Origin of the sequence: Burkholderia sp. Ac-20353 (assembly GCF_017104785.1) — a bacterium.
In the GTDB taxonomy this organism is placed as follows: domain Bacteria; phylum Pseudomonadota; class Gammaproteobacteria; order Burkholderiales; family Burkholderiaceae; genus Burkholderia.
On sequence record NZ_JAAGPL010000015.1, the window covers coordinates 56,191 to 81,183 of the forward strand.

General features: G+C 65.1%; 24 protein-coding genes and 2 pseudogenes. 16 read left to right on the top strand and 10 right to left on the bottom strand.

The annotated features are described in order from the left end of the window. Positions 1 to 216: 216 nt before the first annotated feature. On the bottom strand, positions 217 to 879 hold the full coding sequence (locus G3N94_RS07650; RefSeq protein ID WP_205791644.1) for a hypothetical protein: 663 nt from the start codon (positions 877 to 879) through the stop codon (positions 217 to 219). Between the two features lie 517 nt (positions 880 to 1,396). Then, the gene (gene glmS / locus G3N94_RS07655; RefSeq protein WP_205791645.1) at positions 1,397 to 3,226 is read right to left on the bottom strand and encodes a glutamine--fructose-6-phosphate transaminase (isomerizing); all 1,830 of its coding nucleotides are present in this window, start codon (positions 3,224 to 3,226) and stop codon (positions 1,397 to 1,399) included. 156 nt (positions 3,227 to 3,382) lie between these two features. On the opposite strand from glmS, the gene G3N94_RS07660 reads away from it, so the two are divergent. Both G3N94_RS07660 and G3N94_RS07665 read left to right on the top strand, forming a co-directional pair. After that, positions 3,383 to 3,874, top strand: coding sequence for an Lrp/AsnC family transcriptional regulator (locus G3N94_RS07660; protein WP_124599609.1), 492 nt, complete (start codon positions 3,383 to 3,385; stop codon positions 3,872 to 3,874). 11 nt (positions 3,875 to 3,885) lie between these two features. After that, a pseudogene (locus G3N94_RS07665) lies at positions 3,886 to 4,002 on the top strand (AraC family transcriptional regulator); the annotation flags it as partial. A gap of 152 nt (positions 4,003 to 4,154) precedes the next feature. Here G3N94_RS07665 and G3N94_RS07670 read toward each other — a convergent pair. Further along, the gene (locus G3N94_RS07670) at positions 4,155 to 4,685 is read right to left on the bottom strand and encodes a methylated-DNA--[protein]-cysteine S-methyltransferase (RefSeq protein WP_205791647.1); all 531 of its coding nucleotides are present in this window, start codon (positions 4,683 to 4,685) and stop codon (positions 4,155 to 4,157) included. Between the two features lie 333 nt (positions 4,686 to 5,018). On the opposite strand from G3N94_RS07670, the gene G3N94_RS07675 reads away from it, so the two are divergent. Then, on the top strand, positions 5,019 to 6,308 hold the full coding sequence (locus tag G3N94_RS07675) for an MFS transporter (protein ID WP_205791650.1): 1,290 nt from the start codon (positions 5,019 to 5,021) through the stop codon (positions 6,306 to 6,308). Positions 6,309 to 6,339: 31 nt separating this feature from the next. Here G3N94_RS07675 and G3N94_RS07680 read toward each other — a convergent pair whose 3' ends face one another. Then, positions 6,340 to 7,389, bottom strand: coding sequence for a LacI family DNA-binding transcriptional regulator (locus G3N94_RS07680; RefSeq protein ID WP_205791652.1), 1,050 nt, complete (start codon positions 7,387 to 7,389; stop codon positions 6,340 to 6,342). Between the two features lie 155 nt (positions 7,390 to 7,544). Here G3N94_RS07680 and G3N94_RS07685 point away from each other — a divergent pair, with 155 nt between their 5' ends. From G3N94_RS07685 to G3N94_RS07700, 5 genes are all read left to right on the top strand, one after another. After that, the gene (locus tag G3N94_RS07685) at positions 7,545 to 8,390 is read left to right on the top strand and encodes an NAD(P)-dependent oxidoreductase (RefSeq protein WP_205791653.1); all 846 of its coding nucleotides are present in this window, start codon (positions 7,545 to 7,547) and stop codon (positions 8,388 to 8,390) included. Positions 8,391 to 8,989: 599 nt separating this feature from the next. Beyond that, complete coding sequence (locus G3N94_RS07690; protein WP_205791655.1) at positions 8,990 to 9,133, top strand: hypothetical protein; 144 nt, start codon at positions 8,990 to 8,992, stop codon at positions 9,131 to 9,133. Between the two features lie 119 nt (positions 9,134 to 9,252). Further along, entirely contained in the window at positions 9,253 to 10,920 is a 1,668-nt protein-coding gene (locus G3N94_RS07695) for an NRAMP family divalent metal transporter (protein WP_205791657.1), read from the top strand. Between the two features lie 186 nt (positions 10,921 to 11,106). Further along, complete coding sequence (locus G3N94_RS42915; RefSeq protein ID WP_277398519.1) at positions 11,107 to 11,232, top strand: hypothetical protein; 126 nt, start codon at positions 11,107 to 11,109, stop codon at positions 11,230 to 11,232. Between the two features lie 59 nt (positions 11,233 to 11,291). Further along, entirely contained in the window at positions 11,292 to 11,540 is a 249-nt protein-coding gene (locus G3N94_RS07700; RefSeq protein ID WP_205791659.1) for a hypothetical protein, read from the top strand. A 360-nt stretch (positions 11,541 to 11,900) separates the two neighbouring features. Here the strand turns inward: G3N94_RS07700 and G3N94_RS07705 are convergent. The 4 genes and pseudogenes from G3N94_RS07705 to G3N94_RS07720 form a co-directional block, all read right to left on the bottom strand. Next, positions 11,901 to 12,293: pseudogene (locus tag G3N94_RS07705) on the bottom strand (multicopper oxidase domain-containing protein); the annotation flags it as partial. 43 nt (positions 12,294 to 12,336) lie between these two features. Further along, on the bottom strand, positions 12,337 to 13,212 hold the full coding sequence (locus G3N94_RS07710; protein WP_205791661.1) for a DNA-binding domain-containing protein: 876 nt from the start codon (positions 13,210 to 13,212) through the stop codon (positions 12,337 to 12,339). Further along, complete coding sequence (locus G3N94_RS07715) at positions 13,212 to 14,093, bottom strand: DUF692 domain-containing protein (RefSeq protein ID WP_205791663.1); 882 nt, start codon at positions 14,091 to 14,093, stop codon at positions 13,212 to 13,214. Before G3N94_RS07715 ends, G3N94_RS07710 begins: the two co-directional genes overlap by 1 nt. Before the next feature lie 46 nt (positions 14,094 to 14,139). Beyond that, positions 14,140 to 14,394 carry a DUF2282 domain-containing protein gene (locus G3N94_RS07720; protein ID WP_205791665.1) on the bottom strand — a complete coding sequence of 85 codons (255 nt, stop codon included), beginning with the start codon at positions 14,392 to 14,394 and terminating at the stop codon, positions 14,140 to 14,142. 230 nt (positions 14,395 to 14,624) lie between these two features. Here G3N94_RS07720 and G3N94_RS07725 point away from each other — a divergent pair, with 230 nt between their 5' ends. From G3N94_RS07725 to G3N94_RS07750, 6 genes are all read left to right on the top strand, one after another. Next, positions 14,625 to 15,113, top strand: coding sequence for a hypothetical protein (locus tag G3N94_RS07725; protein WP_205791739.1), 489 nt, complete (start codon positions 14,625 to 14,627; stop codon positions 15,111 to 15,113). 289 nt (positions 15,114 to 15,402) lie between these two features. After that, complete coding sequence (locus tag G3N94_RS07730; RefSeq protein WP_205791667.1) at positions 15,403 to 16,878, top strand: PepSY domain-containing protein; 1,476 nt, start codon at positions 15,403 to 15,405, stop codon at positions 16,876 to 16,878. Between the two features lie 94 nt (positions 16,879 to 16,972). Continuing rightward, positions 16,973 to 17,146, top strand: coding sequence for a hypothetical protein (locus tag G3N94_RS07735; RefSeq protein WP_205791669.1), 174 nt, complete (start codon positions 16,973 to 16,975; stop codon positions 17,144 to 17,146). Positions 17,147 to 17,266: 120 nt separating this feature from the next. After that, positions 17,267 to 17,659 (top strand): DUF2946 domain-containing protein, encoded by a 393-nt coding sequence (locus tag G3N94_RS07740; RefSeq protein WP_205791672.1) that lies wholly within the window; start codon positions 17,267 to 17,269, stop codon positions 17,657 to 17,659. A gap of 99 nt (positions 17,660 to 17,758) precedes the next feature. After that, the gene (locus G3N94_RS07745; protein ID WP_241021671.1) at positions 17,759 to 18,667 is read left to right on the top strand and encodes a hypothetical protein; all 909 of its coding nucleotides are present in this window, start codon (positions 17,759 to 17,761) and stop codon (positions 18,665 to 18,667) included. 2 nt (positions 18,668 to 18,669) lie between these two features. After that, complete coding sequence (locus G3N94_RS07750) at positions 18,670 to 19,044, top strand: copper resistance protein CopC (protein WP_205791674.1); 375 nt, start codon at positions 18,670 to 18,672, stop codon at positions 19,042 to 19,044. 105 nt (positions 19,045 to 19,149) lie between these two features. Here G3N94_RS07750 and G3N94_RS07755 read toward each other — a convergent pair whose 3' ends face one another. After that, complete coding sequence (locus G3N94_RS07755; RefSeq protein ID WP_205791675.1) at positions 19,150 to 20,358, bottom strand: glycosyltransferase family 87 protein; 1,209 nt, start codon at positions 20,356 to 20,358, stop codon at positions 19,150 to 19,152. A gap of 225 nt (positions 20,359 to 20,583) precedes the next feature. Then, positions 20,584 to 22,212: an NADP-dependent glyceraldehyde-3-phosphate dehydrogenase gene (locus G3N94_RS07760; RefSeq protein WP_205791676.1), complete on the bottom strand. Its 1,629-nt coding sequence runs from the start codon at positions 22,210 to 22,212 to the stop codon at positions 20,584 to 20,586. Positions 22,213 to 22,687: 475 nt separating this feature from the next. Between G3N94_RS07760 and G3N94_RS07765 the strand changes: the two genes are divergently transcribed. Continuing rightward, entirely contained in the window at positions 22,688 to 23,692 is a 1,005-nt protein-coding gene (locus G3N94_RS07765) for a nucleoside-specific channel-forming protein Tsx (protein ID WP_241021672.1), read from the top strand. A gap of 22 nt (positions 23,693 to 23,714) precedes the next feature. Continuing rightward, the gene (locus G3N94_RS07770; RefSeq protein ID WP_205791677.1) at positions 23,715 to 24,989 is read left to right on the top strand and encodes a NupC/NupG family nucleoside CNT transporter; all 1,275 of its coding nucleotides are present in this window, start codon (positions 23,715 to 23,717) and stop codon (positions 24,987 to 24,989) included. Positions 24,990 to 24,993 lie beyond the last annotated feature (4 nt).

Below are 24,993 nucleotides of genomic sequence, written 5' to 3' on the forward strand. Positions count from 1 at the left end.
GTAACCGACAAAACGGGCATATTGGTGACGCTCAAGGAGAACACCGCTTCTGTTCACTCGTCGCACACTTGTGCAGGCAGGTCTGACCTTTCGGGCGATTATGTGTGCGCATCATCTAAAAATCTACCAGTTAGTGCAGTTTTCTCCAGTGACATCCTCGCCGCGAAACAATGACCAGGGCGCGGCGCACCAACGACGCGGACCAATGTGCGGGGGTCACGTGGTCCGAGTGCCAGAGTCTGGCTGTTGCTCGCGCGCGGCTACATGCAAAGCCCAAGTGGATGGCGCTGACTGGCGACTTTTGACGGCGTGCTCATGCTTCAGAATACGGTCGTGTAGCGCTTTCATCGCGTTTTCCCCGTACTGATGCAACTGAGCGGCCGGAAGTCCGGAACTGTATCGACCTTTCGCTGCCAACTTCCAGGCCTGTATTCCGAGCCGCGCACAGCCCAGCGTTATGTCATCACATGTGCCGCACGGGTCATAAAAGTCCGCCCTGTTGCGGATGTGCTGCGCGGTATCCCTATGTGCATTGGGGAACTCACGCAGGTCTGCCGCCATGTCGTTTGGCAGCCACTTCCACTGGATGTCCTTCGGATACGAAAAGGCGGGAAGGTGAACTCGGTCCAAGGGTTCGTGGCTTCCGCGCTGAACTGCCTCCTGCTGTGCTTCGCCGTCCGTGTAAATCATCTGGACGCAGGCGCGCATGTAGCCTTCGAGTTCTTCGACTGCCAACAGGGCAGCCAGGAACGACTCGCGGTCGCGCTCACGCCTGTCTTTACCTCGCGCGAACAAGCCGTTAATTATCGCGCCCATCGCCGAGCCAATAACAGCCGATGATGTTGCGATTTTCAACCAGTCATAGCTATCGAGTGCCATAGCGTTCCATGCGGCTGCTGTTTTGTGGCCGGATACACCTTCAAAGTCACGAAGCGCAAGACAGTGCACACGCTCCGAATCGCCATCGACGTCGGCTTAGAGCCCGTCCATCCCTGTTGTCGGGAATATTGTATCTGTGTGATAACCGTTAAGACGAACGCCGATAAGGTTGACGCGGCGCGTGACTACCTGCGGAACGCGGTGGCGGCGCTGAAGTGAGTGCGCGTGGCCGCCAGGCGGAAACTGGCGCGGCGGGCGCGGTGATGCGGATAGAGAGACCGGGAACTGCGGGGAAACGGGGCCAGAGCACCGGTCCGCCCGCTCGATGGATTCATTCCGTGACACTTTTTTCGGAATTTCCCTTCGAAAACAGGCGATTTGGTGTCGACGGATTAGAAGCGTTTACGTTGTAAAATCAAGTGTTTGCAGTCGCGTAACGACTTCTTACGCAGAGATTTCGCCGTTGTGTAACGACTTCTAATCCATATTGCCAATTTCGACAATCCCACCCCACCCACTACTCCACCGTCACCGACTTCGCCAGATTCCTCGGCTTGTCGATATCCGTCCCCCGCGCAAGCGCCGCATGATACGCAAGCAATTGCATCGGGATCGTATGCAAAATCGGCGACAACGGCCCGTAATACTCATTGAGCCGAATGACCTCGATCCCCGCACCCGGCGACAGCCCGCAATCGACATCGGCGAACACGAACAACTGGCCATTGCGCGCACTGACCTCGTGCATGTTCGACCGTAGCTTTTCCAGCAGCGCATCGTTCGGCGCGACCGCGATGACGGGCATCTCGTTGCTCACGAGCGCGAGCGGCCCATGCTTCAGTTCGCCGGCCGGATACGCCTCCGCGTGGATGTACGAAATCTCCTTCATCTTCAGCGCGCCTTCTAGCGCGATCGGGTAGTGCATCCCGCGCCCGAGGAACAGCATGTTCTCGCGGCGCGCGAGCAGTTCCGACCACGCGATGATCTGCGGCTCGAGCGCAAGCACCTTCGACATCGCGTCGGGCAAGTGACGCAGCGCGCGAAGATGGCGCTTCTCGTCGTCGTCGCCAAGCCGCCCGCGCACCTGCGCGAGCGCGAGCGTCAGCAGGAACAGCGCGACCAGCTGCGTGGTGAACGCCTTCGTCGACGCGACACCGATCTCGATGCCCGCGCGCGTCACGAACTGCAGCGCGCATTCGCGCATCAGCGCACTCGTCGCGACGTTGCAGATCGCGAGCGTGTGCCGCATGCCGAGCTGTCTGGCGACATGCACGGCGCCCAGCACGTCGGCAGTCTCGCCGCTCTGCGACACCGCGACGACGAGCGTGCGCGGATTCGGCACGCTGTCGCGATAGCGGTACTCGCTCGCGATCTCGACGCTGGCCGGCAGCCGTGCGATGCTCTCGATCCAGTACTTCGCGGTGAGCGCCGCGTGATAGCTGCCGCCGCACGCGAGCAGCAGCACCGAGTCGACGTCGTTGAATACGCGCCAGGCCGCGTCGCCGAACAGCTCCGGCATGATCGACGTGACGTCGAGCAGCGTATCGGCCACCGCCTGCGGCTGCTCGAAGATCTCCTTCTGCATGTAGTAGCGATACGAGCCGAGATCGGCTGCGCCGCTGTGCGCGGCGACCCGCTGCACGGTGCGCTCGACGCGCCGGCCGTCGGCGTCGACGATCCAGTAGCGATGCAGCTGGATGTCGGCGACATCGCCGTTCTCCAGGTACGCGATCCGGTCGGTGATGCCGGACAGCGCGATCGCGTCGGACGCGAGGAAGTGCTCGCCATCGCCGACACCGACGACGAGCGGCATGCCGTCGCGCGCGCCGACGATGCGGTGCGGCTCGTCGCGGCACATCACCGCGATCGCGTAGCTGCCCCGCAGCCTGGCGACCGCAAGCCGGACCGCATCGAACAGGTCGCCGTCGTACAGGTGATCGATCAGGTGCGCGATCGCCTCGCTGTCGGTCTGGCTCGCGAACACGTAGCCATGCGCCTCGAGTTCCGCGCGCAGCGCGTCGCAGTTCTCGATGATCCCGTTGTGCGACAGCGCGATGCGCGCATTTTCGTCGCCTGGCGAGAAATGCGGATGCGCGTTGAGCGTGACGGGTGCGCCGTGCGTCGCCCAGCGCGTATGGGCGATCCCCGTGTAGCCCGACAGCGCCCGCTCCGCGATCTCGCGGTGCAGGTTCGCGACGCGCTCGACGCCGCGCGCCCGCACGAGCGCCCGGTCGCGGTACACGACGACGCCGCACGAGTCGTAGCCGCGGTATTCAAGCCGCTTCAGGCCGTCGACGAGATTCGGCAGGATGTCCCGCTGGGCAACGGCTCCGACAATTCCACACATGGCGCGCTCCTTGGAAGGTGCTGTTTCGGTCAGTGACAGCGATGGTAGGGGCGGCTTGATGGAATTAAATTTCAATAATGAATCGATATTGAAATGGATCGGCGGTCACGTATGATGCTGAAATTAAATTTCACATACGGCTGACCGGAGGTGACCTTGGCGAGCGTGACCCTCGACGACCTCGACCTGCGCATCCTCGCGATCCTGCAAGCGGATGCGTCGGTGTCGAACCTGGAACTGGCGGAGCGCGCGCTGTCATCGCCGCCGACCTGCATGCGCCGGGTGCGCCGGCTGCGGGAGGCGGGCGTGATTCGCCGGCAGGTTGCGATTCTCGATCAGCAGATGATCGGCTCGGCCGTCACCGCGATCATCGAGATCAGCCTCGACCGCCAGACGGCGGAAGACTACGACGCGTTCGAGGCTTACGTGTGCGCCGAGCCGGCCGTCACGCAGTGCTATCGCGTGTCGCCGGGGCCGGACTTCGTCGTGCTTGCGGATCTCGCGGACGTCGCCGGGTACGACGCGTTCGCGCGACGGCTGTTCACCGGCGCATCGAACGTGCGGAACGTGCGGACGTTCTTCTCGACACATCGCGCGAAGTTCGAGGCGAACGCGCCGGTCGCGCATGCGCTGCGCAAGCACGGATGAGCATCGGCGACGCGCAACTGGGCTACGATTCGACGTCGTCGTTCATCGGGCTCTTTCAGGCGAAATTCATCGTGACGCCCGGCGCGTTCGCGAAGCGGGCGACACGGCGGATGACGATGGCCGGTTGAGTTCGGGCAGGCAGTCAGAACGCTTGATTGCCGGCTGCACGCACGCGAATGGCCCGTATCGTACACCGGCATGCGTGTTGAAAGGAGGGCGCGGGTTCACCGGGTTACATCAGGAATGCAGACGATCCGCATGTACTGACGCGACCCGCGCGTCAGAACGCTAGCGTCTGCTGAGCCCGATCATGTCTGCCACCGGCACGGTCGGCCCCTTCGAGCGCCAGCAACGCGCGCTTCCTGTCGATCCCGCCCGCATAGCCCGTGAGACTCCCCGTCGCGCCGACGATGCGATGACACGGCACGATGATCGACACCGGATTGCGGCCGACCGCTCCGCCGACCGCGCGCGCGGCACTCGCGGGCAGACCGATGCGCAGCGTCAGCTCGCCATACGACACGAGCGTGCTGAACGGAATCGTCAGCAGCTCGTGCCACACGCGCCGCTGGAAATCGCTGCCGCGCAGATGCAGCGGCACCGAGAATGTCGTGCGTGCGCCAGCGAAATATTCCGCGATCTGCTCCTGCGTGTTGCGCGCAACGGGCGACGCCGGCCGTTCGCCGGTCGCGACGTTCATCGCCGGGAAGTACTTCTGTCCGACGAAGAAGAGTCCGGTCAGGACATCGTCTTCGATGCGCATCACGATATCGCCCAGCGGGCTCGCAATCAGGTGGCCGAGTGTTGTCATGCGGCGACTGTACACCATCGCCACAGCCGGCTCTGACCGGAACCGGACACGAGCCCCGACCACCGCGATCCCGCGCGGCACGATAAAAAACGATTAACTCCGATATCTGGACAGGTCATCTCTTTTCCGTTGCCAGTAGAGAGATGACTCCTCGAAATCCCGCACTGGTCAGACGTCTGGAATCCCCCTATTCTTTAAAAAACGTTTTCCAAACCGATCGGCGGGACGTGGCGCGGCGGGCATGACGCATCGCGACGCCTCCCGCCCCGGCGCTCGTCGCCGGCGACAGACAGCGTGCGGTGCGACGAGCGACGCCGCGCAACGGAGACTGACATGCAATCTGCCGTCGTCGGCGTCGCGCGCGCCGCGAGCCGCTACCGCTGGGCCGTTTGTGGGCTGCTGTTCCTCGCGACCGTGATCAACTACATGGACCGGCAGATTCTCGGCCTGCTGGCGCCGATGCTCCAGCACGACATCGGCTGGACCCAGATCCAGTACGGCCGCATCGTGATGGCGTTTTCCGCGTTCTATGCGATCGGCCTGCTGTGCTTCGGCCGCGTGGTGGACTGGCTCGGCACGCGCGTGTCGTATGCGCTCGCGATGTTGTTCTGGAGCATCGCCGCGATGCTGCATGCGCTGGTCGGCTCGGTGATGGGCTTCGCATTCGTGCGTGCGCTGCTCGGCATCGGCGAGGGCGGCAACTTCCCGGCGGCGATCAAGACCACCGCCGAGTGGTTCCCGCGCCGCGAGCGCGCACTCGCAACCGGCATCTTCAACTCGGGCGCGAACATCGGCGCGGTGTTCGCGCCGGCGATCATTCCGGCGATTGCGGTCGCGTACGGCTGGCGCGCTGCCTTCGTGATCATCGGCGCGATCGGCCTCGTCTGGCTCGCCGTGTGGCTCGTGTTCTACAAGCCTGCCGACCCGCAGGCGCTCGCGCAGGAATTCGACGAGCCGCGCGACGAAGTGGAAGCACTCGACGCCGGCAACGCGAACGCGGGCTCGCCGGGCTGGGGGATGCTGCTGCGCAAGCGCGAGACGTGGGCATTCCTGATCGGCAAGTTCCTGACCGACCCGGTCTGGTGGTTCTACCTGTTCTGGCTGCCGAAGTGGCTCAACGAATCGCGCGGGATGGACATGCAGCACATCGGCATGCCGCTCGTCTGCATCTATGCGCTGACGACGGTCGGCAGCATCGGCGGCGGCTGGATCTCGTCGACGATGCTGCGCTCCGGCTGGAGTGTGAACGCCGCGCGCAAGACCGCGATGCTGATCTGCGCGTGCTGCGTGCTGCCGATCGCGTTCGTGTCACAGGTGCAGAACCTGTGGGTCGCAGTGCTGATCGTCGGGCTTGCCGCCGCCGCGCACCAGGGCTGGTCGGCGAACCTGTTCACGACCGCGTCGGACCTGTTTCCGCGCCGCGCGGTCGCGTCGGTGGTCGGCATCGGCGGGATGGCCGGCTCGATCGGCGGTGTGCTGTTCTCCGAAGTAATCGGGCAGGTGCTGCAGCGCACGGGCCACTATTGGGTGCTGTTCGCGATCGGCGCGCTCGCCTACCTGATCGCGCTGGCGGTCATGCATGCGCTCACGCCGCGCATGAAGCCGGCGAAGCTCGATGCGTGATCGCGAAATCGCGCGGCGCGAGCCACCACGCTCACGCGCTGGCGGCCGTCGACTCTCGCACGATCAGCCGCGGCTCGAACGACGAATAGCTGGCGTCGGTCTGGCCCGCGAGCGCGTCGATCAGCTTCTGCATCGCGAGTTCGCCCATTTTCTCGCTCTGGATGTCGACGGTGGTCAGCGCGGGCGCCGCGTATTTGCCGTACGGCACGTTGTCGATGCCCGCGACCGACACGTCCTGCGGCAGCCGGAAGCCGAGCGACGCCGCTTCCTTCATGAAGCCGAGCGCGATCAGGTCGTTGTAGCAGATCACCGCGTGCGGGCGCTGCGGCCCGAGCATCACGCGCGAGCACGCGCGCTCGCCGGCTTCCGCGGTGGGCGCATGCGCATCGTGCACGTCGAGCGTGAGCCCCGCTTCCGCGAGGCAGTCGCGCGCGCCCTGGATGCGTTCGTCGTTGATGCGCGTCTGCCCGAAACCGAGATAGGCGATGCGCCGGTGGCCGAGATTCAGCAGGTGGCGCGCGAGCATGTAAGTCGCCATCCGGCTGTCGATGCCGACGCCGGGAATCGGCAGGTCGGGGCTGTGCCGCAGCAGCACGAGCGGCTTGTGGAGATCGAGCATCCACCGCACCTCGTCGTCGGGCAGGCGGGAGCTGACGATCAGCCCGTCGACGCGCGGCGCGAGCGCCTCGATCAGCGTGCGCTCGCGGGCCTGGTTCTCTTCGGTGTCGACGAGCAGCAGCGTGTAGTCGTGCTGCAGCGCGATGCGGTTCGCGCCTTTCACGATGTTCGTGAAGTGTGGGTTGCTGATGTCGAGAATCACGAGGCCGATTGTGCGCGTGCGTCCCGTGATCATCGAGCGCGCGAGCGGGTTCGACCGGTAGCCGAGCTTGTCGATCGCGGCCTTGAGTCGCGCCTCGACCGACGGCGAGAAGCGCTGCGCGCCGTTCACGTATTTCGACACCGTCGCGACCGACACGCCGGCTTCGGCGGCGACGTCGCGTATCGTCGTGGAAACTTTTTTCATGCGAAGGGTAACGTTTTCTTCCGGTAGTCCCGGATTGTGGCAGAAAAAGGCCGGCATGCGGCGCGGCGCCGGGCTAGGGAAACACCGGGGATCGTCGATGCAGCGTGCGATTGACGTTGGGTCGGCGTCGAAGCTATAGTTGGAAAACGTTTTCCAACTATAGCTGGAAAATCAGGCAAGAACATCAGGCAAGACTCAACGAAGGAGACTCAATGAACGCGTCATCTACTGAAGGAGCGCGCAAGCCTTTCGGGCGCCTGCTGCTGACGGGCGCGGCCGGCAATCTCGGCTGCCAGGTGCGCGGCGCGCTCGCGGACTGGGCGGACGTCGTGCGCGTCAGCGATATCGCGGCGGTCGGCGAAGCGGCCGCGCACGAGGAAACCCGCGTCGTCGATCTCGCGGACCGGCAGGCGATGATGGCGCTGGTCGACGGTGTCGATGCGATCGTGCATCTCGGCGGCATCTCGGTCGACGCGCCGTTCGACGACCTGCTCGAAGCGAACATTCGTGGCACGTACAACCTGTATGAAGCGGCACGCAAGCACGGCGTGAAGCGGATCGTGTTCGCGAGTTCGAATCACGCGATTGGTTTTCATCCGGTGACGGAAGTGCTCGATGCCGATTCGCCGCAGCGTCCGGACAGCCTGTACGGCGTGACGAAGTGTTTCGGCGAGGCGCTGTCGCGCTACTACTACGACCGCTTCGGGATCGAGACGGTGTGCCTGCGGATCGGCTCGTCGTTCGACGCGCCGAAGAATCCGCGCATGCTCGTCACGTATCTCAGCTATCGCGACTTCATCGAGCTCGTGCGCTGCGCGCTGTTCACGAACCGGGTCGGGCACGTGATCGCCTACGGCGTGTCGGACAACCCCGTGAAATGGTGGGACAACACGAAGGCCGGCTTTCTCGGCTTCCGCCCGAAGGACAGCTCCGCGCAGTTCGCGGGGCTATTCCCGGCCACCGCGCCGACCGCCGACTACGACGACCCGGCGCAACGCTTCCAGGGCGGCGGATTCATCGTCGGCGAACCGATGGAGCGGCGCGAACAGGCGGAGTGAGATGGAATCAATACCCGCGGCCGCGCGCAGCGATCGAAATTCTGATTTTGCCTACCGAATCGTGTTGACTTCGTATTCACGGGCCGCCTAGAATTTATAAATCGAGACAAAAGGGGCTGATGCTTTGGACAGTTGCAGTTGTCGATCTTCGAGCAGTTTCGCTGCCTGATTGGCAGGACGTCCGCGCTTCCTTTCTCCAGCCGCCGTCCTGCCATCGGGCAGACGGTGCGCGTCGTACTCATACCTTCCGTGCACCTTGTTGACTGACGCCGTTCGGGCATGTGCATCTGCACGCGTGCCGGATGGCCCAGCGTCGCGAGCGTCAACTCGCGGTCGCGTTTGTTCACGCTCGAACGATTCGTTCTCGGGTGTGTGCCGACGCGCGGATAAACACGTACGTAGCAGTCCTGCGTACCAGCCATTGATAAGGAGCCGAAATGCCGGGCACTGACAGTTATCCCATATGCCGCTCATCTCAGCCTTCGTCATTCACTGAGAAAAGCAAGTAGACCTCTGTCGCCGCGCCCGTAATGCGCCCGATCTTCGTGTCTGCCGGCTTTTCGCAATCAAGCGTCAAGCCGGACGCACGGAGAGACATCATGAATTTCGGCCTGCTGCTGTCGAAACTGCCGCACATCGACGAATCGCGTTCCAACTACGACGCGATGCTGTCGCTTAAATCAGGCGAATCGCACCACCGGTTCGCCGCTATCTGGCACCGCCTCAAAGCCCTCGTTTCGTAATCGCCCGCGCTCCGTTCCGGCATGGGCAAGCGACGCTGTCGCTCGACGCGTCGCGTCCGCGCTCATGCCGGAACGCAAGCAGGTTCGTTATGCTAACCGCTTATCAGGGAAAAGAGAAAATGTCCTCACCTGTCAACATCTCGCCGCGCGATACCGTGCGCGAACGCAGTGCCGTCCTCGACGACGCGCATCTCGGCGACATCAAGGGCGCACTCGGCACGATCGCTCACCATGACGTAGCGCCACGCACCAGCTGGTGGGCGCGCTTGCGCACGTTGCTCGCGATCCTCGGTCCCGGCCTCATCGTGATGGTCGGCGACAACGACGCGGGTGCCTTCGGTACCTATACGCAGGCCGGGCAAAACTACGGCACCACGTTGCTCTGGACCATGCTGCTGCTGGTGCCGGTGCTCTTCGTCAACCAGGAAATGGTGCTGAGGCTCGGCGCAGTCACTGGGGTCGGCCACGCGCGTCTCATCTTCGAACGCTTCGGCAAGTTCTGGGGCGCATTCAGCGTGATCGACCTGTTTCTCCTCAACGCGCTGACGATCGTCACCGAATTCATCGGCATCACGTTCGTCCTCGAATTCTTCGGCGTATCGAAGATCGCGGGCGTGTGCATCGCGGCCGCACTCACGATGGCGGCCGTGAGCACCGGCAACTTCAGGCGATTCGAGCGCTTTGCGGTGTTCCTGTGCCTGCTGAGCCTGCTGCTGGTGCCCGTGCTGGTGTCGATTCATCCGCCGGTCAGCCAGATGACGCGCGATTTCTTCATTCCGAACTGGCCCGCGCATTCGAAGCTGTCCGACGTGATGCTGCTCGTCATCGGGATCGTCGGCACGACGGTCGCGCCGTGGCAACTCTTTTTCCAGCAGAGCTACGTGGTCGACAAGCGCATCACGCCACGCTTCATGAAGTACGAAAAGGCGGACCTGTGGATCGGCATCGTGTTCGTGCTGATCGGCGCGGTGGCGATGATCGCGTTCTGTGCGCAGCTGTTCGCGGGCAAGCCCGAGTTCGGCAACTTTGCCGACGCGGGCGGCATCATCGCCGGCCTGGACAAATACGCGGGCCACACGTCGGCCGTGCTGTTCGCGATCGCGCTGTTCGACGCGGCCATCATCGGCGCGGCGGCTGTGTCGCTTTCGACCGCGTATGCGATCGGCGACGTGTTCCGGATTCGCCATTCGCTGCATCGCAGCGTGACGGACGCGAAGGGTTTCTACCTCGTGTATTTCGGCATCGTGGCCGCCGCCGCCGCGATCGTGCTGATACCCGGCAGCCCGCTCGGGCTGTTGACCGAAGCCGTGCAGACGCTTGCCGGCGTGCTGCTGCCGAGCGCGACGGTATTCCTGCTGCTGCTGTGCAACGACCGGGCGGTGCTGGGGCCGTGGGTCAACTCGAAAAAGCTGAACCCGTTTACCGGTGCAGTCATCTGGGTGCTCGTGATGCTCTCGATCATCCTGACGGCCTCGGTGTTGTATCCGGACATGAGCGGGGAAACGATACTCGACATGCTCGCCGGCGGCACGCTGCTTGCCATCGTCGGCTATGCGGTGACAGTCGCGATCCGCAAGCTGCGCCGCGAGCCGGTGGAAGCTGTTGCGGCGGCCCGGGCCTGGCCGGAAGGCGCGCGTGCGACGTGGCGGATGCCACCGCTCGACGAACTGCCGCCGCCGAACCTGACGCTGGCAAAGCGTGTCTGGATGGGCGTGCTGCGCGGCTACCTGCTGCTGGCCGTTGTGCTGGTCATCGTGAAGGTGGTGCAGATGACGTTTCTGAAGTAGGTCTCACGCCGCGCGGCTCGCACGAGCCGGCGGCATGTGTGCATGCGTCGCACGCGCCCGCGACACCCCGGGCGCGCGCGGACCGACAAGGAGGGCAACTTGAGCCGGATTCGAGCCGTTTCGGCACGCTCGAGGCGACTTGGCGGGCGACACGCCCGCGTTCGCCTCGCACGCGTTCGCCGCACGTTGCGCAACGCACCGCTGACCATTGCCGAGCGCATCGTGCTGATCCTGTGGGCCTGCATGCTGACGTCGCTCGTCTGGGCATCAATGCTCGCCGGACTCGTTCGCACGCTGCGAATCGTGCCCTGATGCAGGCAGGCGGTATCCGTTTTTCAACGCAGTTCACATTCAAACAACAGGACCGCAACATGAAGCAATACCTTTACGTCGCCGCCATTACCGCATGCGTTGCGTTCGCAGCGTGCAGTCATGTCGACGATGACGACGTCGGCAGTACCACCGGCAATGTGCCGTCCGCCGCCAGACCGGCTGCGGTGTCGAGCGGCAATGCGGCGGGTGGCAGTGCGGCGGCGTCGGGCACCTCGGCCGAAGCCGGCGAGTCGGCTTCGGCTGACGATGCGGCACCGGCGTCGGCCGCGTCCGGAGCCAGCCAGTAGCCGGGAACCGGCCAGGAAGCCGCTAACGGGAGTCACAGCCATGAATCGCTCGCCGCCCCGTCACAGGATGGCATTCGCCCCGGGCCTGGCTGGCCCGCTGGCGCTCGTTGCAGCGCTGACGGCCCTGAGCCTCGTCTGTCACACGCGGGGAGCCGATCCGCCGCATGCCGTGTCTGACGCTGCGCCCAGGAATGGCACGCCGGATGCCGGATCGGACCATTGCCTGATCTACGGAAAATACTGCCTGACCACGTTGCTTCGCGGCCGGTAGCGGTTCCGTCATACCGGCTTCGATCGGAGCGCGCTTCCGGATGCGCCAGCCGATGCGATCGCGTGTCGCGATGACGCCGCGCTCCGCGGTCAAACGACCTTGAGCACCCCCATCATGCCGAGGTCCCCGTGTTCGAGGATGTGGCAATGGAACATCCGCTCGCCGGGCATCGTCTGCCGCGTGAGCAGCGTCACCGTCTCGCCGCTGTGCAGGTTGACGATGTCGCGCCATGCGCGCAGCGACTCGAGGGTCCGGATGCCGCGGAACGATCGCGACACGACCTGGAACTGCGTGCCATGGATATGGAACGGATGATCCATGTCGGAATCGTTGCGGACCGACCATTCCTCGACGTCGCCTGCGCGGCTCGTGAGCGTCACCCGGCGCGGATCGTAGGTTTCGCGATTGATCGTGAAGCGCATGCCGGCAGGCATCCCGTGCATCGGTCCCGACATCATCGCGAGCATGTGCATCTCCTCGCCGCGCCTCACGGCCTTGCGCGCGCGGTTCGGCCGGCCACGGCGGTCAGCCGCGTCGCGAAGCAAGGCCGGCGACCGCACCGGTAATGGCCGATGCCGCTATCCACGCGCGCCATTGCGTCGCGAAATCGAATTGCGGATCGATCGCGAAGGCGGCATCGAGCGCTTCGGCCAACGTGCTGCCGCGTTGAAGCGCGACGAACGCCGTGTGCGCGGCTTCGGTGTGAACGAGCACCGTGGGCCGCCACTGCGGACGCACGACGAGCACCCACGCACGGACGTCGAGCTGCGTCGGGAAGGTGCCGTCCGGCTGATGCGCGAGCCAGATGTCGGCAATCGCGTAGTCCGACGCAAGAGCCGCGCAGGCGGGATGCACGGCGAGCCGCGCGTCGAGCAGGTGCGCATCGGCGAGGCCGAGCCATTGTTGCGGCGTGAAAGGGATGACGTCGGCAGCGAAAGCGGCCTCGTGCAGCGCCCATTCGACGCGCGCGACATCCGCGAAGTATCGAAAGCGCGCGTCTCGCTCGTACTCGCCGACGTAGGCCGGCAACGCATCGCCGAAGCGATTGAGATCACCGCTGCGCGACGGATGCACGCGCGCATATGCAACCGACAGCGCATCGAACCACGCGTCGCCGCCCAGTGCGAGCAACACCGGATATGCGTTCGCGAGCGCGGCGCGCCAGTGCGCGCGGACGTTGCCGCGGTACAGCGCGATCCGCTGGCGTAGCAGCGCGTCGGGAGCGTCGGCAGCGGCGGCCGCCAGCTGCGGCTCGTCCGCAACGTGTTCGCAGCGCTGCGCATCAGTCGCGCCGAACACAGGTCGCGCTGGTTTCACGTTCTCGATCAGCAACGGGTCGTGCCGACGTTCGTCGAGCGCCTTCGCGAAGCAGTGCTGAAGTGACTCAAGCGAAGTGGACATCAGTCGGATGACCTCGTGACGGTGTCCGCCGCTGACTGCTGGCGAGAGCCGACCCTGACCTGCGCAGCACGCGCGAGCCGCGCTTCATCGACCAGCACGCTCAGTGGCGGAATGGCGGTATCCCATTCGATCAGCGTCGGCACGTTACCGAAGCGGCGCAGCGCATGGTCGTAGACGTGCCAGACCGCCGGCGCGACGCGCGAGCCATGATCGTCGATGACGGCCACGTCGGTCACACGATGCCCGGCCAGATGGATCTCGCCGACGACGCCGGGCGGCAGCGCGTCGATCGCCGCGAGCGCGTCCTCGCGATGATTGCACTGGTTCACGTGCAGGTTGTTCACGTCGAGCAGCACGCCGCATCCCGCGCGGCGCGCGACTTCGGCGAGGAAAGCCGCTTCGCCGTAGCAATCGGCGTCGAACCGAAGCCAGGTGGAAACGTTCTCGAGCAGGATCGGCCGTCCGAGCACGTCCTGCAACTGGCCGACGCGTGCGCAGACGAGATCGAGCGCCGCGTCCGTCAGCGGCATCGGCAGCAGGTCGTTCAGGTGGCCGGCGGCGGTTGCGCCCCAGCACAGGTGTTCGGAGACGACCGCGGGTTCGATGCGCTCGACCAATCGCTTCAGATTGCGCAGGTGCTCCGCATCGAGCGGCACGGCGGAGCCGAGCCCGAGGCCGACACCGTGCAGGCTGACCGGCAGGTCCTGCCGCACCTTGGCGAGCACGTGCAGGTCGTAGCCGCCATCGCCGAAGTAGTTCTCGCTGTGCACCTCGACCCAGTCGACTGCGGGCGGCGCGTCGAGAAAATCCGCATAGTGTGCGTGGCGCAGCCCGATTCCGACGCCGATTGGCGCGCGTGCAACAGGCTCGACGGCGATCATTCGGATCCCGGAATGAAAAGGCAAGCGCGTCGCGACGCGTCGCGCATCACGCGCCGACCGTGCCGCCCATTTTTACGCAGGTGCCCGTCGGTACATTCTTGAAGTCGCCCTTGTCGTTGTCGACCTTCGCATCACCCGCGCAGCCGTGCACGCCGGTCTTGCTCGCGCAGTCGTTCTGGCCCGCCTTGGCGACGCCGAAACACCGCTCCGTGTCGCTGGCCTGTGCCGTGGTGGCGGCAGTCATCGCGACACCGGCGAGCGCAACGGCAAGCAGCGTCTGGCGGCTGAGATTCGATTTCATTGTGATTTCTCCAGCGTGGCGAACCCGCATCGGCGGGCGTGTCCGAAGAGGCTGCGGCGTGCCCGCATCGCGTGAACCGTGTTGCGGGGCCCGACGCACGCCATCGCGGCTGCCCGCGGCGGGCTGCCGTGCACGAGTATGCCGCAACCCGTGTTGGGCGAGTGTTCGAGCAAATACCAATGCCGGTTGCCGTTCTGCCTTCGCGCAGGAACGCTGTACAATCCCGCGCCATGAACGCACTTCGCCACTTCCTGCTCCGGGGCGGCGTCGCAAAGCAGCTGTTGTGGGGACTGATCCTCGTGGTCTCGCTGTCGCGCGCGTTGATGTCCGGAGCCGTGATGCTCGATCCGGACGCACCGGATTCGGGCACCGTGGTGCTGTGCTCCGGCCATGGGCCGCTGGTCCTTGGCGTGACCGCGCTGATGGCCGGCTTCGAGTCGCGCTCATCCGTGGCACCGGCCAACGATGTGCTTGCGCTTGCCGATGCGCTCACGCATGGCACCCCCCACGACGGCAAGCCGATGTCTTCCGATCACGGCGCCGGAATCTGTGCGTTCAGCGCGGCACTGTTTGCTGCGCTGACGCCGCTCGTGCTGTTCTTCCTGCTGTTCCGCGCCGCGGTCGCGCGGCGTTTGCGGATTCCGCCAGTCTGTTGTTCCGTCGCGCGATCCGCGCTCGACGATCTCCCGCCCTCACGCGCCCCGCCCCTGTTCGCCTGACCGTTCCGTCGCCCTTGCCCCGCGCACGTGCTGATGCGCGGGTGCGTTCGTCCGTTCTACCGAATCCGGATCATGAACCCAGCCGAATGCTCGCGTCGTGCGAGCGATCGCGGCACGCGCGTTGCGCACGTTGCTCGCGCACGCCGCCACGCGCGGGCAGGGGACGACCACCGCGCCCGTAGCCCGGGTCGCCATTCACCGCGTGCGCCGGACGGCGCAGCGCGTCTTGACGAGGGCCGACCCGGTTCGGGTCGCCCCTTTGGATCGAAGACAACGACGAGGTAACAGCATGTCGACCACCGTTGGGCAGGCGGTATCGCCTGTCCGTTCTGCGAGCGCCGGTTACCGGACGCTCTGGCGCTGGCATTTCTATGCCGGCCTGTTCGTGATGCCGTTCCTGGTGATGCTTGCCATCACGGGCACTTTGTACTGCTTTCAACCGCAGATCGAGCCGCTGCTGTATCCCGACCGGCTGATCGTCGCGCCGCGCGACACGCGGCCGCTCGGTGCGGAAACGTTGCTCGCGAAGGCGCGCGCCGCGATGCCGCCTGACGCGAAGGCTGTCGCGATGCAGGTTGCGCGCGCGCCGGACCGCAGCGTGGAGTACGTGTTCCGGATCGGCGACGGCAGCCGGCAGAGCGTCTACGTGAATCCGTACGACGGCCGCGTGCTCGGCACGCTGAGCGTCGAGCGCCGCTTCATGCAGGTGGACCGGATGCTGCATCGCAAGCTGCTGCTCGGCAAGACGGGCGAGTTGCTGATGGAACTCGCCGCATGCTGGACGTTCGTGATGATCGGCACCGGTGTCGCCCTGTGGTGGCCGCGCGGCACGGCACGCATCGCGGGCGCGCTGCGGCCCGACCTGTCGTTGCGCGGCCGGCCGCTGTGGAAGAGCATCCACGCGTGCGTCGGGATCTGGCTTGCAGCCGGCGCGGTCGCGTTCATCGTGACCGGCCTGCCGTGGTCCGGCTCGTGGGGAACGCACTTCAAGGAGCTCGCCGCGACCGTGAACCTTGGCGCGCCGAAAGGGGTGTGGGGCGGCCTGCCGTTGCGCTCGTCGCGCCCCGGTACGGAGCAGGCGACCGCGCTCGCCTCCACACCGGCCGCACCGGTCGAGCATGACGCGCATCACGCGGCGTCGGCCGATTCGATGCCGGGGATGGTGATGGACGACTTGCCGCTGCCGCAGACGCCTTGGGCTGTCGGCAACGTACCGGTGCCGCACTCGATGGCGGCGCCGACCCCGACGCCGCTGACGCTCGACCGCGCGATTGCGATCGTGGCGGCGCGCGGCGTGACGAGCGGCTATACGCTCGCGTTGCCGGCGGACCCGGACGGCGTGTTTACCGCGTCATATTTCCCGGACGATCCGAAAGCGGAGCGGACGATCTACGTCGATCAGTACAGCGGCGCGGTGCTGAAGGACATCCGTTACGACGACTACGGCGCGGTGTCGAAAGCCGTGTCGTACGGCACGTCGCTGCATATGGGGCGGTATTTCGGGCTCGTGAACCAGATCGTCTGCGCGACGCTGTCGCTCGGGCTCGCCGTGATGGCCGTGACGGGCACCGTGATGTGGTGGAAGCGTCGCCCGGCCGGCAAGCTCGGCGCGCCGTCGCGCGAGCGCGGCGCGCCGCCGATGCGCGGCTGGATTGCCGGCCTCGTGCTGCTGGGGATCGTGTTTCCGCTGATGGGCATGACGATCGTTGCCGTATGGCTGGTCGATCGGCTGCTGTTCGGGCGTGCGGCTCGCTCGGCAGCCTGACGGATTCCAAGGAGGACAGTCGTGATGAAACGTTTCGTCTTGACCAGCTCGTTTGCTGGCCAGCAAACCGCCAACCCTCAATAAGGAGACCGACATGAAAAAACGAGCCTCACTGCTTGACCTGATCGTTCGATACAAGACCCACCTGAACATCGTCGGCCTGATCGCCTGTGGACTGTGGGCCGGATGGATCGCATGGATGACGCGGCCCGAAGCGGTCAACGTTCCTGCGCCGAGCCCCACGTGCTGCGTGCGCCCGGTGCATTGACAGTCGCTGCCGTTCGCCGGCCGGACGCCTTGCGGGTATCCACCTAACGGAAAATTCGAGCATCCCGCCGCGAATATTTCGCATACTGTTCCTATCGACCTCTTGTTGCGTTGGCCTGCCATGCCCAGCCGCCGCCGTCAGACGATCGGGGCTTTTCTCGGGATGTTCGCGATCCTGATGAGCATGGTCGCGCCGACCGTTTCGCAGGCGCTGCACGGTGCGCATGGCGGTGTCCATGAGCACATGCATCATGCGCATCATGTGGCAGACATCACCCATCCCGCTCACGCGCAGCACTTCGCGCACCATCACGGATCCGATCCGTCGCAGCTTTGCGACGCGTGTCCGTACTGCGGACTGATCGCCCACTCGCCGGTGTTGCCTGGCGTGCCCGTGACGTCACACGTGGCGCCGCCGCCCGCCAGGTTCCCGATGCCGGTCGCGGCCGTCGCGTTTCGCCCGTACACGGTCCTGACGCCGGCTCAACCGCGCGCTCCGCCTGTCTCGTCCTGATTCCCGTTGACGATTTTCGAGCGACGTCGGTGCACGACGCCGCCGTGTCGCCGTGCATCTACCACCGCGACATTTCGACAACCGAACAAGGACATGAACATGCGAACCACTCTAAAACGGGGCGCGGCAGCGCTATGCGCGATCGCTCCGTACCTCGTTTCACTCGACGTCTCGGCCCACGCGGTCGCCGGCAATCGCGTCTTTCCCGCCACGATGGCGGTCGACGACCCCGGCGTCGGGGACGAACTCAACCTCAACTTCGGTCACCTCCAGTCCGACACGGGGGACGGCGACAAGCAAAACACCAACACGACCACGCTCGAATGGGACAAGCGGATCACGCCGAGCTTCCAGCTTTCCGTGACGGGCACCTACGTCAACCTCAACGCGCCGAACGACGGCTCGGCACGCGGCTTCGACAACTGGCAAGTCGGCGCCAAGTACCGCTTCTACGTGAATGACAAGCACGAGTTCATGGCGTCGGTCGGCGCATTCGCGGAACTCGGCGGTACGGGCGCGCATTCAATCGCCAATCCGCATTCGGCCGTGACGCCGACGCTCTACCTCGGCAAGGGATTCGGGGACTTGCCCGACAGCCTGAAATACCTGAAACCGCTGGCGATCACGGGCACCGTCGGCCCGCGCATCACGTTGAACAGCGCCGATCCGAATTCGCTGAGTTGGGGCGTCACCGTGCAATACAGCCTGCCGTATCTGCAGAGCCACGTGCAGGACATGGGACTCAAGGCGCCGTTCAACAACCTGATTCCCGTCGTCGAGTTTCCGATGAGCACCTGCACCGCCAGTCCATGTTCGGGCCAGACAACCGGGACGATCAATCCCGGGGTGATGTGGGTGAATCGCTGGGGCCAGTTCGGCGTCGAAGCGCAGATTCCAGTCAACCACGCGAGCGGAACCGGCATCGGCGTGCTGTTGCAGGCGCATCTGTACCTTGACGACGTGTTCCCCAACACGGTCGGCAAACCGCTTTTCGGCAAAGGAGAATAGCGATGCGTCAATCCAGACGTCTTTGGCGCGGCTCGTGCGCAGCGGCCATCGTAACGGGCATCCTGACCGCGTCGTCAGCATTCGCACATGTGTTCCCGCAACAGCAATCGCCGCCGGCAGGTGCGGAAGTGGCGGCGCCGGCAAACGTGACGATCGTCTTCGACGGGCCGCTCGAACCCGCATTCAGCTCGCTGACCGTCACCAATTCGGCGGGCACGCAGGTCAATACCGCGAAGGCACGGATCGACCCGCACAACGAGAAGTCGATCAGCGTCGCGCTACCGCCGTTGCCGCCTGACCGGTACACCGTGCATTGGGTGGCCGTCGCGTCCGACGGGCATCGCACGCATGGCGACTATGCGTTCAAGGTGAAGTGACGGACCCGGTGACGCTGTCCGCATCGATCGTGGTGGCCGCCATCGCGAACATGTCGTTCGCATGCGCGGTCGGCGTCTGCGTCGCCGCGACTGGCAGGCAAGTCGTTACGACACACGCGTCGCGCGGCGTGCCTGCAGGTCGGCCGGAGCATCGGCCGCCGCGCGGCGCGCGATGAACCCGAGCAATGCAATCAGCAACAGCGGTGCGATCTGGATCGACAGCAGGTTGGCAATCGACGCCATCACCATCGGCAGCACCCACGCAGCCACGAGCGTCTCGCGCTCGCCACGCAGCCAGCCGGTCCGCAAACCGGCAAAGGCCAGCCATGCGATCGGAAACGCCAGCCACGCGAGGTCGTAGTCATAGACGTACGGGCTGATCAGGAACGTGCCCGTCATCAGCGACGCACCGCGCAGCGCCGGATCGGCGGAGCGCCGCCAGATGTGCCAGACGACGCCCGTGGCGCCGAGCGCGACGATCGCGTGTACGACATAGGCGCCGGCGACCGGCATGCCGGCCATCCGGGCGAGCGCGAACACGGTCGGCATCTTGGCCCACGGCAGCGCACCCGTTTCGACGAAGCCGCGGGCTTGCTGGACGCTGTCGAGGAACGCCTTCAGCGTGCCGGTACCGAGCGCGACGGTGCCGGCGGCAGTGACGGCGATCGCGGTTGCCGCCGCTGACGCGATGGCTGGCCACGCGCGCGCAGCCAGCAACGCGACGGGAAACAGCACGGCCAGGTGGGGCTTGATCGCGAGCAGCCCGACGAACACGCCCGCGATGATTGGGCGGCGCTCGACGCACAGCAGCGCGGCGCCGGCCAGCGCGGCGGTGAGGAACGCATTCTGGCCATGGAGCAGGTTGGACCAGAGGCCGGGAAAGGCCGCGACGCACCAGAGCGCGGCGCGATTCCGGCCGATCACGCGCAGCAGCACGAACACATAGGCGGCGAGCGTCGTGCCGATGAACACGCAGTAGGCGACCAGGTACGGCATCAGCGCGAGCGGCAGCACGACCAGATAGAACGCGGGCGGGTAGAACCACGCGAACACGCTGCTCGTACCCGGCACGGCGACCTTCGCAGACTCGACCAGCAGCCGGATGTCGTACGCGTCCAGCGCGTGGCCCGCGAGCGCGAGGCGGGAGGCTGCCCAGAACGCGATGAAATCGTAGCCGAGCGGTTTGCCTCGCGGGTCGACGAGATGCTTCGACATCGAGAGCCACGTGAGGCAGAGGATCCCGAGCATCAACAGCACGACGCGCGGATACACCTTGACGCGCTCTGCTGTCAGCCAGTGTTCGCCGGTTTTCATCGAGGCTCCCCGTGTCCCGATCCGCGCCGTGTGGTTCGCGGTTTCGCTGTTTGCTGTAGGTATGTTGCAGCCAGCCTGTCGAGCAGAACGCGACGGGCTGGCCGCGCGGCTGGTGACAGGCATCTTAATTCAGCCTGACGGCAGACGATAGACGGGAATGACCGCACGGAGCGGGGAAGGCGGGAAGCAGGAGGCAGGCGGGCGCCGCCGCGCCCGCCTTCGGCATCAGAAGATGAAGCCGGTGTTCACGAACTTCGAATGGTGATCCGACACGATCGCGTCGAGCAGCTGCTTGCTGCTGTCGGTCTGTTTCGCGGCGACCATCGAGCGGATCGAGAACGCGCGCAGCGCATCGCTGACCGACAGCGTGCCTTCCGCCGAATCCTTGCGGCCCGCGAACGGGAACACGTCGGGCCCGCGCTGGCACTGGCAGTTGATATTGACGCGGCACACCTGGTTCACGAGCGGATCGACGAGCGCGCCGATCTGCGCCGGGTCCGAACCGAAGATGCTGACCTGCTGCCCGTGGTCCGACGTCGTCACGTAATCGAGCGCGGTGTCGACGTCGTCGAACGGCGCGACCGGAATGATCGGCCCGAACTGTTCCTCGCGGTACAGCTTCATCCCTTCCGTGACCGGGTACACGACGGCCGGATAGAACAGCGTCTTGCTGAACACGCCGCCCGATTCGTTCACGACCTGCGCGCCTTTCTCCTTCGCGTCGTCGATCGCATCGGTCATGTACGCAGTGCGATGCATGCCCGGCAGCGGCGTGATGCCGACGCCTTTCTCCCACGGCATGCCGATCTTCATCTTCGCGAGTTCCTCGGTAAAGCGCTTCAGGAACGCGTCGACGATCGACCGGTGCACGAGCAGCATCTTCAGCGCGGTGCAGCGCTGGCCGTTGAACGACAGCGCGCCGAGCAGGCACTCCTTTACGGTCAGCTCGAGATCCGCATCGGGCAGCACGATCGCCGCATTCTTCGCGTCGAGCCCGAGAATCGCGCGCAGCCGGTGCGACTTCGGATGCTGCTTCTTCAGGTGATCGGCGACCTTGCTCGAGCCGATCAGCGCGAGCACGTTGATCTTGCCCGACGCGAGCATGTGCGGCACGACCACCGCGCCCGGTGCGTAGATCGTGTTGATCACACCCTTCGGGAACGCGTCGCGGAACGCCTCGAGCAGCGGTTCGAACAGCAGCGTGCCGTATTGCGGCGGCTTGAACACGACGGTGTTGCCCATCAGCAGCGCGGGAATCAGCGTCGCAAATGTTTCGTTCAACGGATAGTTGTACGGCCCCATGCACAGCACGACGCCGAGCGGCGTGCGGCGGATCTGCCCGATCGTGCCCTCGGCGATCACGAAGCGCGAGTTCGCGTTGTCGAGCTCCTTCAGCGCATCGATCGTCTGCAGCATGTAGGTGACGGTGCGGTCGAACTCCTTCTGCGAATCCGCGAGGCTCTTGCCGATCTCCCACATGATCAGGTTCACGACCAGCTCGCGTTGCGCGACCATCCGCCGGATGAAATCCTGCATGCACGCGATGCGTTGCTCGACCTTCATCGTCGGCCATTCTCCACGGCCGGCGTCGTACGCGCGCACCGCGGCATCGAGCGCCGCGTCGCTTTCCGGCTCGCCCATCACCGGGTAGCTGCCGATCTCGAGCTGCTCGACGCTGCCGTCGGGCTGCCGCACGCAAACGGGCGACAGCACCGTCTTGGTCGCGCCGTCCCACGGTTTCAGTTCGCCGTCCACGAGCGACACGCGCTGGTGGATCGGGGCCTTCAGCCGGACGTCGGCGGGAATCTCTTCGAGGGCGGGAAACAGCTGCTGCAGGGAGTCGGAATCGGGCATGACGGTCTCGCTTGACTGGGTGTCCGTGATGGACGGGCGATGCGGAATCCTCGGCTTGGCGTTCGTCGATCCTGAATTGCCATGATGACGCGCACACGACGAAGCGTCACGCGACGGCACAACCGAAACGACGAATGGAACCAGTTCCATTAAAAAGGAACGCCGGCCTGAACGCAAGACTTGAACGGCTGGATCGAAACCGCACGCAGCCGATTCAGGCCGCCACAGCACGCACCGCACGGTCAGTGCGCGGGTTTTCCCTGAGTATCCGCAAGATTACGTTTTTTGTTAATGTTGTGAACATAACAAATCATGTTACGTTCATCTCATCGAGTGAGATGTTGTCAACATACAGCAGGCATGTCAGGCGGACGCTCGAACCGGACGCTCGAACGTATCCGGCACGACACCACCCCGGAGGGCTGCGGCACGGGCCGTGATTGACCTGCTACTTACCGAGAAGGGAAGCAGAACCTTGGACCCAATCAGGAGACTGTGGCGCGAAGCCGCATGGGCCGTGCCCGCATATCGTTCGCGTCGCTCGCGTCGCGCATGTCGTTTCAGCGCGGCCGGCATCGCGGCCGTCGTCGCATTGAGCGTGGCGCCGGCCCGCGCGGACACGCTCGCCGAAACCGGCGAGACGTCGCCCGGCGTCACGGGCGCGGCCCCGCTCGCGGGCGCCGCGGCCGGCACGCGGTACCTGTCGGACTGGCTGCATCAGAGCATCGCGATCATCGGCTCGAAGAATATCCGTTTCGGCCCGTACCGCACCAACGACGTGTACCTCGAATACGAGTATTTCGGCAGGAAAGGCCCGTTCGACCTGTACGGCTACGTCGACGTCCCGCGCGCATTCGGCGTCGGCAACGGCTATGACACCGGCGTGACCAACAAGGGTTCGCCGCTGTTCAGCGAGCAGGAGCCGCGTGTGTCGATCGACCATCTGCTCGGCCGCCGTCTCGGCTTTGGTCCGTTCAAGGAGTGGTATGCGGCGTTCGACTGGATCTACGACCAGGGCCATAGCGTCGCCGGTCGCCAGAACACGCTGTATGCGGGGATCGGCACGGACATCGAGACGCCGCTGCCGATCTACCTGTCGGCGAATCTCTACGTGCGCCGGCAGTGGGAAAACTACGGCGCGGCGAATGCGAACAGCTGGGACGGCTATCGCGCGCAGATGAAGGCCGTGTATCCGATCGGCACGTTCGGCGGCGGGAATCTGACCTTCGTCAGTTTCTTCAATTACGACTTCGGCTCGCACCTCGCCGAAAAGACCGGCGGCAATACCCGCAGCGACACCGCGTTCGTGTCGACCAACGTGCTGATCTACGAATTCGAGCGATGGCGCTTCTGGACGGCCGCGCGCTATTTCCACAACGGCGGCCAGTGGAACGGCACCGCGCTGAATTTCGGCAATGGCGGCTTCGAAAACCGTTCGACCGGCTGGGGCTACTACGCCAGCGTCGGTTATCGCTTCTGACTCAATTCATCGGGGACCCAACGTGGATATCCTGCGTAGTGTAGGTGGCATTCTGGTGTTGCTCTGCGTCGGTTACTGCCTGTCGATGAACCGGCGCGCGGTGAAGCCGCGCACCGTGGTCGCGGCGCTCGCGACGCAGCTCGTGATCGGCGCGTTCGTGCTGTTCGTGCCGGTCGGGCGTCACGTGCTCGCGTCGATCGCGTATGGCGTGAACGGCGTGCTCGAGATGGGCAAGCACGGGCTGCTGTTCCTGTTCGGCGGCCTCGTCGGCGACAAGATGTTCACGCTGTTCGGCGCGGAAGGGTTCGCGTTCGGCCTGCGCGTGTTGCCGATGATCATCTTCGTGACGTCGCTGATCGCGGTGCTGTATTACATCGGCGTGATGAAATGGGTGATCGCGATCGTCGGCAGCGCGCTCGCGAAGCTGCTGGGCGTCAGCCGCGTCGAAGCGTGCTCCGCGGTCGCGACGATCTTCCTCGGGCAAAGCGAGATGCCCGCGTTCGTGAAGCCGTTCGTGCGTCGCCTGAGCGGGCCCGAGATCTTCGCGGTGATGTCGAGCGGGATGGCGTCCATCGCCGGCTCCGTGCTCGCGGGCTACGCGGGGCTCGGTGTCAGGATGGAATATCTGCTCGCCGCGTCGTTCATGGCGATTCCGGGCGGGCTGCTGTTCGGCAAGTTGTTGTGCCCGTCGGTGGAGGAGAGCCACGTGGAGATCGGTTCGCTCGAATTCGACGAGAAGCGCCCGGCCAACGTGATCGAGGCCGGCGCGTCGGGCGCGAGCGTCGGCCTGAAGATCGCGGTCAACGTCGGCACAATGCTGGTCGCGTTCATCGGCCTCATCGCGCTGCTCAACGCGGGCGTCGGCGTCGTCGCGGGCTGGTTCGGCTTCGTGAACGTGACGCTGCAGTCGTTGCTCGGCACGCTGCTCGCGCCGCTCGCCTGGATGATCGGCGTGCCGTGGCAGGATGCGACGGTCGCCGGCAACTTCATCGGGCAGAAGCTGATCCTGAACGAGTTCGTCGCGTACAGTGGACTGTCGCCATATCTGCAGGACAGCGCGCGCGTGGCGGCGGCAGGGCTGCAGGTGCTGACGCCGAAGACGATCGCGATCGTGTCGTTCGCGTTGTGCGGTTTCGCGAATTTTTCGTCGATCGCGATCCTGACCGGCGGCTTCACCGCGGTTGCACCCGAGCTGCGCGGCGACGTCGCGCGCTACGGGATGCGCGCGCTCGCGGCCGCGACGTTGTCGAACCTGATGAGCGCGACGATCGCCGGACTGTTTTTTTCCCTCTCCTGACTTA